The organism is Roseibium sp. (genome assembly GCF_025698965.1).
GTDB lineage: Bacteria > Pseudomonadota > Alphaproteobacteria > Rhizobiales > Stappiaceae > Roseibium.
The window spans coordinates 1-11,581 of the sequence record NZ_JAILWL010000179.1 but is presented as its reverse complement, the minus strand read 5'-3'; the positions used below and the strand labels follow the sequence as shown (position 1 = coordinate 11,581).

10 protein-coding genes are annotated in these 11,581 nt (G+C 57.3%); all 10 read right to left on the bottom strand.

From position 1 onward, the window contains the following. Positions 1–962 (bottom strand): acyl-CoA dehydrogenase family protein (locus tag K5905_RS15625; RefSeq protein ID WP_297585564.1); only part of this gene is annotated, 962 nt, incomplete at its 3' end. Beyond that, a complete protein-coding gene (locus K5905_RS15620; protein ID WP_297585562.1) occupies positions 962–1,762 on the bottom strand; it encodes an enoyl-CoA hydratase family protein in 801 nt (266 codons plus the stop codon). The genes K5905_RS15625 and K5905_RS15620, both read right to left, overlap by 1 nt. After that, positions 1,752–2,234, bottom strand: coding sequence for a MarR family transcriptional regulator (locus tag K5905_RS15615; RefSeq protein WP_297585561.1), 483 nt, complete (start codon positions 2,232–2,234; stop codon positions 1,752–1,754). The genes K5905_RS15620 and K5905_RS15615 overlap by 11 nt, the downstream gene beginning before the upstream one ends. Then, complete coding sequence (locus tag K5905_RS15610; RefSeq protein WP_297585560.1) at positions 2,234–2,977, bottom strand: SDR family NAD(P)-dependent oxidoreductase; 744 nt, start codon at positions 2,975–2,977, stop codon at positions 2,234–2,236. The genes K5905_RS15615 and K5905_RS15610 overlap by 1 nt, the downstream gene beginning before the upstream one ends. Next, entirely contained in the window at positions 2,974–5,268 is a 2,295-nt protein-coding gene (locus K5905_RS15605) for a bifunctional salicylyl-CoA 5-hydroxylase/oxidoreductase (protein ID WP_297585558.1), read from the bottom strand. Before K5905_RS15605 ends, K5905_RS15610 begins: the two co-directional genes overlap by 4 nt. A gap of 300 nt (positions 5,269–5,568) precedes the next feature. Then, a complete protein-coding gene (locus tag K5905_RS15600; RefSeq protein ID WP_297585557.1) occupies positions 5,569–6,861 on the bottom strand; it encodes an amidohydrolase family protein in 1,293 nt (430 codons plus the stop codon). Between the two features lie 14 nt (positions 6,862–6,875). Beyond that, positions 6,876–7,820: an ABC transporter permease gene (locus K5905_RS15595; RefSeq protein ID WP_297585556.1), complete on the bottom strand. Its 945-nt coding sequence runs from the start codon at positions 7,818–7,820 to the stop codon at positions 6,876–6,878. Then, positions 7,817–8,899 (bottom strand): ABC transporter permease, encoded by a 1,083-nt coding sequence (locus K5905_RS15590; RefSeq protein WP_297585554.1) that lies wholly within the window; start codon positions 8,897–8,899, stop codon positions 7,817–7,819. Before K5905_RS15590 ends, K5905_RS15595 begins: the two co-directional genes overlap by 4 nt. After that, positions 8,896–10,443 carry an ABC transporter ATP-binding protein gene (locus K5905_RS15585; RefSeq protein ID WP_297585553.1) on the bottom strand — a complete coding sequence of 516 codons (1,548 nt, stop codon included), beginning with the start codon at positions 10,441–10,443 and terminating at the stop codon, positions 8,896–8,898. Before K5905_RS15585 ends, K5905_RS15590 begins: the two co-directional genes overlap by 4 nt. 109 nt (positions 10,444–10,552) lie before the next feature. Then, positions 10,553–11,560 carry a BMP family protein gene (locus K5905_RS15580; RefSeq protein WP_297585566.1) on the bottom strand — a complete coding sequence of 336 codons (1,008 nt, stop codon included), beginning with the start codon at positions 11,558–11,560 and terminating at the stop codon, positions 10,553–10,555. Positions 11,561–11,581: the final 21 nt, after the last annotated feature.

Genomic DNA, 11,581 nt, shown 5'->3' with positions numbered 1-11,581 from the left:
AGCTTGGCCATGGCCGCCTCCCGTGTCACTCGCGGGGCGCCGCTGTCCTTGGTCCAGGCTGCCCGGTAAATCAGCAACGCGGCAGCATCGACATCCATCGCCATGTCGGCGATGTGCCCTTGAACCAGCTGCAGATCGAAAAGCGGCGCGCCTTGAATCTCTCGAGTTGTTACGCGCTTCAAGGCTTCGTCCAGCGACCGGCGCGCGAACCCGAGAGCGGCGGCAGCCACGGTTGATCGAAAGATGTCGAGGACCGACATCGCAATCTTGAAACCGCTGCCAGGCACACCGATCAGATTCACCTTCGGCACCCGGCAATCCGTGAACCTGAGGGTCGCCAGTGGGTGTGGTGCGATTGTCTCAAGGCGTTCCACGACCTCGAAACCCGATAGATCCGGCGTCACGATGAAGGCGGAAAGTCCCCTGGCTCCCGGCGCTTCCCCGGTTCTGGCAAAGAGCGTGTAAAGATCTGCAATCCCGCCGTTGGATATCCAGGTCTTTTCACCGTTGAGGACATAGGCGTCGCCATCGTCGGTCGCAGTCATGGTTGAATTGGCAACGTCTGAACCCGATTGCGGCTCGGTCAAGGCAAAGGCGGCAATCGCGTCTCCGGACCGGGTTCGGTGCAACCAACCGTCTTTCTGCTCTGTTGTCCCGAACAGCGATATTGCTCCGGTTCCCAACCCCTGCATGGCAAAGGAAAAGTCTGCGAGCCCGTCGTGCCGCGCCAATGTTTCGCGAAGGATGCAAAGATTGCGGACATCCAGCACACCGTCCGGATTTCCGGAATGCTGCAGGAAACCGGCGCTCCCCAGATCCTTGACAAGTTTACGGCAGACAGCATCCGTGTCGTCGTGATCCAGACGAACAAGATTGGCTTTTGCCCAGTCATCCACCTCGTCGGCCAGATCGCGGTGCCGATCTTCGAAAAATGGCCATTGGAGAAAGGTCTTGTCCGCCATTAGTCACCCTCGAATACAGGTTTTTCTTTAGCAACGAACGCGTCATATGCCCGGCGGAAGTCATTGCCCTGCATGCAGATTGCCTGCGCCTGGGCTTCGGCTTCAATCGCCTGTTCCAGGGTCATCGACCACTCCTGCGCCAGCATGGTTTTGGTCATCGAGTTTGCAAAGGTCGGTCCGGCAACGATCCGCCCGGCTATCTCCATGGCCGCTCCGTCCAGGGCCTCCGCCTCGACGATTGAATTGAAAAAACCCCAGGCGTGACCTTCGGCCGCCTTCATTGACCTCCCGAGGTAAAGCAGTTCCGCCGCCCGGCCCTGACCGATGATCCTCGGCAGGATTGCGCAGGCTCCCATGTCACAGCCGGCAAGCCCGACCCGGTTGAACAAAAACGCGACCTTGGCTTCGGGGGTCGCAACACGCAGGTCTGACGCCATCGCCATGATCGCCCCCGCACCCGCGCACACACCGTCGACAGCGGCAATAATGGGTTTTCCGCAACCGAGCATGGCTTTCACCAGATCACCGGTCATACGGGTGAAAGCCAGCAGTTCCTTCATGTTCATGCGTGTCAGTGGGCCGATAATGTCATGAACATCACCACCGGAACTGAAATTGCCGCCATTCGGCAGGATGACCACGGCATGTACGTCATCCGCGTAGTGCAGATCACGGAACCAGTCGCGCAGTTCCGCGTAACTTTCAAAGGTCAGTGGATTTTTGCGCTCAGGTCTGTCCAGAGAGATCCGGGCAATTCCATCCGCGATGTCACAGCAAAAGTGTGAGACGTCACTGCGCATGACCACTCTCCTTGTCCGTATGTGGGCTCAACACGACATCCAGAGCTGCCGAAACAGCGTCAATATCCTCAACCGTCCAGCTTTCCAGCAGTCCGTCGATCCAGCCTTCATGGTGATCTGCCAAATCTGCGAAAGCGTCACGACCCTTCGGCGTCAATCGAGCCATTTGCGCTCGCTTGTCGCCTGGGACCGCAACGCGGAGTGCCAGCTCTTCTTCGGTCAACTTGTCGACAATGCCGGTGACATTGCCGTTCGACACTTTCAGAAAAGTCGAAAGATCACTCATCTTGAGGCCTTCGGGGAAGCGCGCCAACGCGGACATGACGTCAAATCTTGGTAACGTTGTTCCATGTTGGTCCCTGAGATTTCGGCGGATTTCCGCCTCAATGCCATTGACGGTCTTCAAGAGCTTCAGCCAGATCCGCAGACGGGCTTTGGACAGGGGCTCTTGCCTGGCGGCATGTTCAGGCATCACAATTCACCTCCTGCCAGGCTGACAGCCTGACCATTCATCGAAATCGCGCCATCCGAGCAAAGCCAAAGTGCGGTATCGGCAACCTCCTTTGGCTGGATGAACCGACCTTGCGGATTATCGGCTTTCAGAGCTTCCGCAGCCTGCTCCCTGGTCATACCGGTCTTTTCGACAATGTTATCGATTGAACGCTCCAGCATCGGTGTCTCGACAAATCCCGGACAAATTGCGTTGACGGTGATCCCTGTCCTGGCCAACTCCTTACCGAGGGCGCGTGTCAGACCGACAACGGCATGTTTGGCCGCGCAATAGGCACTGACATAAGGATAACCGCGCAGACCCGCGGTTGACGCGATGGCGATCATGCGGCCCCAGCCACTTTGCCTCATGTCCGGCAAGGCCGCCTGCCAGACATTGGAGACACCCATCACGTTGACCGCCAGCATCGCCTGCAAGACATCCGGCCTCATCTTCGCGAACGGAATACTCTCGACAGCACCGGCATTCGCAATGACCACATCAATTGGTCCAGACACAGTTCTAGCCGCTTCAAAGGCCGTCGACACCGCGTCAGCATCGGTCACATCGCACACCTGATAGGGCATCGATTGTGCGATGAGCTTTTCCTCTGTACGACCGAAGATCGTAACCGTCGCACCCTTCCCTGCAAAAGCTTTGGCACAGGCAGCCCCGACACCGCTTCCTCCGCCGGTAACGACAATATGGCGACCTGAAACACTCATGCGCGCAGCATCTCCGCTTCACGGTCGGACAAGCGCCACATCTGGTCGCGGCCGGCGAGATAAGGCAAGGGCCAGTCGGTTGCAGACCGGTCTCCGATCTTGCAGGCTTCATGCAAAGTCCAATATGGATCAGCCAGATGCGGCCGCCCGACGGCGACCAGATCCGCCCGACCCGCCATCAAAATGGAATTGGCATGATCGGATTCGTAAATGTTGCCGACCGCCATTGTCGTCAAACCGCCTTCATTGCGAATTCGGTCGGAGAACGGTGTCTGGAACATACGGCCATAGATCGGCTTGGCAGCAGCGGACGTCTGCCCGGCGGAAACATCGATCAGATCAACACCTGCCTCATCGAACATGCGCGCGATTTCGACTGCATCGTCCGGAGTGATACCTTGCTCACCGACCCAATCGTTTGCGGAAATACGCACAGACATCGGTTTTTGATCCGGCCAAACGGCGCGCATGGCCCGGAACACTTCCAGTGGCCAGCGCATACGGTTTTCCAACGATCCGCCATATTCATCCGTGCGGATGTTTGAGACCGGCGAAATGAAAGACGACAGCAGGTAGCCATGGGCAGCATGCAGCTCGATCATATCGAACCCGACCCGATTGGCCATTTCCGCAGCCGCCACGAACTGCGCCTGGATTTCCACCATTTCATCGCGTGTGATTTCACGCGGTATTGCATTGTTGCCGGACCACGGAATGGCTGAAGCGGAGACCAGGTCCCAATTGCCTTCGGCCAGTGGCTGATCCATTCCCTGCCAGCCGATATTGGTTGATCCCTTGCGGCCTGAATGACCTATCTGGCAGCAAATCCTGGCATCGGTTTCCGCATGAACGAAGTCCGTTAACCGCTTCCAGGCGGCCTCGTGTTCAGGTGCATAAAGCCCCGGACACCCTGGCGTAATCCGCCCCTCGGCACTGACGCAGGTCATCTCGACATAAACCAGACCCGCACCGCCTTTGGCCCGCTCGCTGTAATGGACGAAGTGCCAGTCGGTCGGCGTCCCTTCCACGGCCTTGTACTGTGCCATCGGTGAGACGACGATGCGGTTTTTCAACTCCATGCCTCGCAGTTTGAACGGCGTGAACATTGGCGAACGCACGGGTGCGCTCGGTGAAACACCAGCCTGTTCCATGAACCAGCGCTCAGCCGATTGAAGCCATTTCGGATCTCGCAGACGCAGGTTCTCGTGACTGATCCGCTGAGAGCGGGTCAGCATGGAATAGTTGAGCTGAACCGGGTCGAGATGCAGGTAGCGCTCCACATGCTCGAACCATTCCAGCGAATTCCGGGCCGCAGACTGGAGGCGCAGAACTTCGAGCCTGCGGTCCTGCTCATATTTGTCGAACGCGGACTGCATATCAGGTTCACTGTGTAAAAGGTCCGCAAGTGCAATGGCTGACTCAAAGGCCAGCTTGGACCCCGATCCTATCGAGAAATGCGCGGTCGCCGCTGCGTCTCCCAGCAAAACCACATTCTCATAGCTCCACTTTTCGCACAGCACACGGGGAAAGCGGATCCAGGCCGAACCTCGAATATGTTTGGCATTGGTCATCAGAGCATGGCCGCCCAGGTGATCCTTGAAGATCTCCTCGCAGGTCCTGATGCTCTCTTCCTGACTCATCTCGCCAAAGCCAAAGCCGTCGAACGTCTCTTGCGCGCACTCAACAATGAAGGTCGCCGTGTTGTCGTCGAACTGGTAGGCATGCGCCCAGACCCAGCCATGTTCGGTCTCTTCAAAAATGAAAGTGAAAGCGTCGGAAAACTTCTGATGCGTTCCAAGCCAGACGAACTGGCATAGGCGCTCGTCGATGTCGGGTTTGAATGTGTCGGCGTAGAGCGCTCGGGTCTTGGAATTGAGGCCATCGCTTGCGACCACGAGATCGTAGTCCTTGCGATAGTCTTCCGCACTTTCGACTTCGGTTTCGAACTTCATGTTGATACCGAGTTCACGGGCCCGCTCCTGCAGCAGCAGCAACAGCTTCATGCGTCCGATTCCGCAGAACCCGTGACCGGAGGACACAAGACGTTCGCCCTTGAAATGCAGTGCAATGTCATCCCAATAAGCGAAATTGTCACTGATCGACTTGGCACTGACCGGATCATTCGCAGCAAGGTTCTGCAGGGATTCATCCGACAGGACCACACCCCAGCCGAATGTGTCGTCGGGACGATTGCGCTCGATCACGTCGATCTCATGCGATGGATCACGCAGCTTCATGGATATTGCAAAGTAGAGCCCGGCAGGCCCACCGCCCAAGCAAGCAATCCGCATAAGATCCTCCATCGCCTCGAACCTGATTAGCGAAGCACAGATCGAAATTTACTTCAAGCTTAAAATTTCAAACTTAAAACATATAGATGAAATCAGTTTCCCGAATGACAACGAGATGCTCCATGTAAATGAGCAAACCAAAGATGTTGAAAAACGACTTGTCATTCCTGCAAAGGCAGGAACCCAGTAATCACCGTGATTTGCGATGGTGGCGACGCCAGGGATACCGGATCCCGGATCTGCGCTGCGCTTCGTCCGGGATGAAATCGGAAACGAAGGTTCCTTGAACTCGGATTTAGCTCAGCCCTCATTCGGAGCATAGTCCGCCGGATCAATGCTGCCCGGCCGGCCATTAAGTTCAAGCTGGGACTGACGGGCCGGGGTTGTCGCGATCACCTTACCGGCCTTTACCACCGCTAGCCGGGTTGCCTTGAGGCGGATGGCCTCAATCGTATCGCGCGCCTGAAGCAGGACAAAATCCGCCCGGCATCCCTCTTCGACCCCATAGCCTTCAAGTCCGAGTGCTTTTGCCGGGTGCGATGTGACACATTCGTAGCAGTAGCGGATAGCGTCACGGCTGGTCATCTGCGCCACGTGCAACCCCATACTGGCGACTTCCAGCATGTCGCCACTCCCCATGGAGTACCAGGGATCCATCACGCAATCATGGCCGAAGGCAACATTGATCCCGTAAGAGCGCATTTCCGGAACCCGGGTCTGTCCCCGTCGTTTGGGATAAGTGTCATGCCGGCCCTGCAGCGTGATGTTGATCAGCGGATTGGCGATGGCGTGAATGTCAGCCTCTGCGATCAAGGGCAACAGCTTGGAAACATAGTAATTGTCCATCGAATGCATCGAGGTCAGATGCGACCCTGCCACGCGACCCTGCAATCCGAGACGCTGAGTTTCAAAGGCCAGTGTTTCGATATGCCGCGACATCGGATCATCGGTTTCGTCGCAATGCATATCAACCATCAGACCACGTTCGGCAGCAACCTCGCACAGGCGTGCGACGGATCTCGCGCCATCCTCCATGGTCCGCTCGAAATGCGGAATGCCACCAACAATATCGACCCCCATATCGAGCGCTTTCAAAAGGTTCCTTTCCGCATTCGGAGACCGGTAGAGCCCGTCCTGAGGAAACGCGACCAACTGCAGATCGATATAGGGTTTGACCTTCTCGCGAACCTCCAGCAATCCCTCGACACCAGTCAGCCGGTCGTCACAGACATCGACGTGTGTTCGGATCGCCAGAAGCCCCTGAGAAACGGCAAGGTCACAGTATTTCAGCGCCCGTTCGACAACCGCTTCAACGGTCAGGATCTCCTTAAACTCTCCCCAAAGCGCAATGCCTTCCAGCAGCGTGCCGCTCTGGTTCATGCGCGGCAGACCGAGGGAAAGCGTCGCATCCATGTGGAAGTGACTATCGACAAAGGGCGGCGAAACAAGTTTGCCACCGGCATCGATAATATTGCCGGCATCCGCAGAAATTCCAGGCTCCACCGCTTCGATCAGGCCATCACGGCAGGCAATATCAACCCCTGTCCGGCCGTCTGGAAGATTGGCGTTTTTGACGAGAAGATCAAAGCTCATCGGAAAGGCTCCTGTCAGCGTTGGCCACGGAAATAGGGTACAAGCAGCGCACGCGGATAGTCCGCCTTGCGTGCGACAACAATCAGGGCCGCGATGGACAGCAGATACGGCATCATCAGGAACACCTGTCCTGGAATGAACGCACCAACTTCCGTCTGAAGGCGCACCTGAAAGGCGTCAAAGGCACCGAACAACAGTGCTCCAAGCAAGGCTTTGCCGGGACGCCAGGAGGCAAACACCGTCAACGCAATACAAATCCAGCCACGCCCATTGACCATGCCGAAAAAGAAAGCATCGAAGGCGGACATGGTCAAAAATGCACCCCCGAGCGCCATGATGGCGGACCCGACGACAACAACGCCAATCCTCAGGCCGTAGACGGAAAGACCCTGGGACTCGACCGCCGATGGATTGTCGCCAACGGCCTGGATCGCAAGTCCGAGTGGCGTGCGATAGAGCACATAGGCAGTTGCAACAACCAGGAACAGAGCCAGAAAGGTCAGCGGTGTTTGCTGAAACAGGGCGGGGCCGACAAAGGGCAGATCCGAAAGTCCCGGAATGTTCAACGGCTCAAACTCTTCGATCCGCGGTGGCGAAGAGACGTCCGGCAGAGCAGTTCGATAGATGAAATAACTGAGCGACGTCGCAAACAGCGTCACGCCAATTCCCGAAACGTGTTGGGAAAGACCGAGAGGCACGGTCAGGATCGCGTGGATCAGTCCAAAGAATGCTCCCGCAAGAGCGGCCACGAGAACGCCCCCCCAAAGGCCAGCCCCGAGCCAGACCGCCATCCACCCCGCCATCGCACCGGCGGTGAAGATGCCTTCAATCCCCAGGTTCAAAACCCCGGCACGCTCACAGACCAGAGCTCCGATCACGCCGAAAATCAACGGGGTTGCGATACGTAGAGAAGCTGCCCAAAAGTTTGCCGACAGCAGGATTTCCAGTATCTCGCTCATTCAGCAGCCTCCCGTGTTGTGTTGGCTCCGACAAATCGAATCTTGAACCTTAGAAAAAGACCCGAGACGAGTACGCTGAGAAGCGCCATGGCGACAATCAGGTCTGCCAGATAGTTGGAAACGCCGGTTGCACGTGACATTGAATCCGCGCCGACAAAAATGCTCGCAATGAACAGCGCGGCAAAAACGACACCGATTGGCGATAGTCCGGCGAGCATGGCAACCACGATACCCGAATACCCAAATCCGGGTGAAAGATCCGCGGTCAGATAACCCTTCAGACCTGCGACCTCGCCAACACCTGCAAGACCCGCCAGCGCACCGGACAAAAGTCCCACGCGGATGAAAGTGGCCGTGACCGGAATGCCGGCATGCCGGGCGGCAGCGGCATTTTCACCGACAGCCCGGATTTCAAAACCCCAGACGGTCCGTTTCAACAGAAAGTAAACGCCGAGCGCAGCAACCAGCGCCAGGATCAGGCCCCAATGGATACGCATGCGCGCCATCAGTTTCGGCAGCGCAGCTTCATCCAGCACCGGCTCGGATTGCGGCCACCCCATCCCCATCGGGTCCTGCATTGGCCCTTCCAGCATCATCTGGACAAAGAGTAGAATAACGAAATTCAGAAGCAGGGTCGTGACGACCTCATCGACACCAAGTCGCGTTTTCAGAAGCGTCGGTCCGAGCATGACCAGCCCCCCGGCGAGCGCACCGGCCAAAACCACCGCCGGAATGAGAATGTAGGAAGGTCCGGAAACAACACCGGTGCCAATGGCAACCGCGGCGAGCGCTCCTGCATAGAGCTGGCCCTCGGCTCCGATATTCCAGAGCTTGGCGCGAAACGCGACGGCGGCTGCCAGACCTGTGAGAATAAGTGGTGTCGCCCGTGTCAGCATCTCGGTAAAGGCAAAGAGCGATCCGAATGCCCCAGTGACCATCAATCCATAGGCTTCAAAAATGGAGAGCCCGGCAAACATCATCGGAACAGCCGCCAGGATCAGCGCGACAACGGCCGCGACAACCGGCACGGCAATCATGCGCGACACGCCGACAGGTCCTCTAGGTTCAAAGCGTATCATGCCGCATCCTTTCCAGAGTGTCCGGCCATGCGAAGCCCCAGGGTGCCTCGGTCAAGGGTTTCAGTCGGCTCCGCCGCGGACAGGTGCCCCCGGTGGATCACGGCAATCCGATCTGACAACCGCATCAGTTCATCAAGATCTTCGGAGATGAGAATGACCCCGGCGCCCCGCCCCCTGGCAGCCAGAAGCCGCTTGTGAACGTCGGATGTCGCCCCCACATCCAGTCCTCTGGAGGGTTGGGCCGCAAGCACCACCTTGGGTTCGGTTTCCAGGGTACGTGCCAGAACGATTTTCTGGATGTTCCCCCCGGACAACAGCCGCGCAGGGCTGTCTTCGCTTTGGCAGCGAATATCGTACGCCTTGATCAGCTTTCTCGCCCGCTCCCGCATGGCGGAAAATCGCAATAGACCATATTGCTGGTTTTCCGGCTTCCGGATTGCTTCAATGGCCAGGTTTTCAGAAACGCTCATCGCCCCGACGATCCCGTCGTGATGTCGATCCTCCGGAATGCGCGCAAGACCGATATCGATCATCATCCGCGCGCTGGCATGATCCAGATTTCGGTTTCCAAGGGTCATCGTACCCTGGGCCGGAGTTTCGAGACCGGAGATCACGCGGGCCAGCATGGTTTGACCATTGCCCGAAACACCTGCAATTCCGAGGATCTCTCCTGACTTGAGGTCCATATAAATATCGTGGAGCGCCTCTCTGCCGTGACCGGCGGAAACACCCGTCATCACGAACAGGGGCTCTCCGGCATGGCCCGGTTCACGGACCGTCTCCGTGATTTCGTGACCGACCATCAATTCGGCCAGCTGCCTTTGATCACAGGCTTCAGTCGGAAGATCGGCGACCTTGCGTCCGCCCCGCAGCACCGCAATGCGATGCGAGGAGGCAATCACTTCCGCCAGTTTGTGGGAAATGAAGATGATGCCGAGACCTTCAGCTGAAAGTTTCTTGAGCGTCGCAAACAGCGTTTCGGATTCCTGGGGTGTCAGAACGGCGGTCGGTTCGTCCAGTACGAGAACACGCGCATCCCGATAAAGGGCTTTCAGAATTTCAATGCGCTGCTTTTCACCAACAGAAAGCTGTGAAACCCGCATATCCAGGTTCACCGCCAACCCGGAGCGCGCCATCAACTCTGCGAGTTTCTTCTGGGCTGGTGCGCGCGCGGATTTGAGTGCGGACAGGGCCTCCGTTCCGAGCAGAATATTGTCGAGCGCACTCAGGTTTTCCGCAAGCGTAAAGTGCTGATGCACCATGCCAATTCCGGCTTCCAGGGCTGCATGCGGCGAGCCTGGTTCAAGTTCGGCCAGCCTCTGCCCGTCCCGCGCAACCAGCACATTGCCTTCATCGGCCACGTAATGGCCGAAAAGGATGTTCATCAGCGTGGTCTTGCCGGCGCCGTTTTCTCCGAGAAGAGCCAGGATCTCTCCCTGCTTCAATTCAAGGGTTACATCACCATTGGCTGTAAGTGCGCCGAACCGCTTGGTAATACCGTCCAGTTTGAGAACGAGCGGGGCGTCGCTTGGCGAATGCACCATACCGGCCTCCAAAATTTGCGTGAGCACGAGCGTCAGGCTGCAAGAACCTCTTGCAGCGGCAGAAAATCCGGCGGTTGATTTGCCGCCGGATTGCACCGGTTCGGACCGGTTACATGGTGGATTTCGGCTCGCTGTCGTTCACGTTGACGCGGAACAGGCCATCCATGATTTCCTGCTCCTTGGCTTTCGCGGCACTCACCGCATCAGCTGGCGCCAGACCTTCATCGACGACAAAGCTGCCGCCGCTATAGGCCATGAAGCTGTAGGGACCATAATCGGCCGGTTCGAAATTGTCCGCGACCACCGCACCGACGGCACGGTCGATGGTCGGCTCCATGTGCCAAAGAGCGGAGGACAGGATCGTACCGGGATAATCGCCGGACGTATCGATCACGTTGCCGATTGCCAATATACCTTTTTCCTTGGCCGCATCGGAAACTCCGAAACGCTCCGCGTAAAGAATGTCCGCACCCTTGTCGATCATGGCAAAGGCAGCTTCCTTGGCCTTGGGCGGGTCGTACCAGGAATTGATGAAGGTCACCAGGAACTTCACATCCGGGTTGACGGAAGTCGCCCCTTCCATGAAGGCATTCATCAGCCGGTTGACTTCAGGAATGGCATAACCGCCGACCATGCCGATCACGTTGGATTTGGTGGTCGCACCGGCAATCATGCCGGAGAGATAGCTCGGCTCGTGAATCCAGTTGTCGAACACTGCAAAGTTCGGCTGTGCCGGACCGAATGAGGATCCCATCAGGAAAGCGGTGTCCGGGTATTCCGCGGCAACCTTGCGAGCCGCTCTTTCAACGGCAAAGGCCTCTCCGACAACAAGGTCCATGCCCTGCTCGGCATATTCCCGCATGACGCGTTCATAGTCCGTGTTGGCAACATTCTCGGAGAAAGTATAGGTGATTTCGCCTCGGTCCTGAGCAGCTTTCAAAGCCTTGTCGATACGGCTCACCCACTGCTGCTCAACCGGAACGGTATAGATGGCGGCAACCTTAATCGGATCTGCGGCTTCGGCGCTGGTGAATGAAACGCCCAATGTAACTGTGACGGCCAGAGCAGCCGAAAGCATGGCCCTCCGGGCCCGTGAAAACGGTCTTGAAGTGAACATCTGGAACCTCTGGAAGTATTT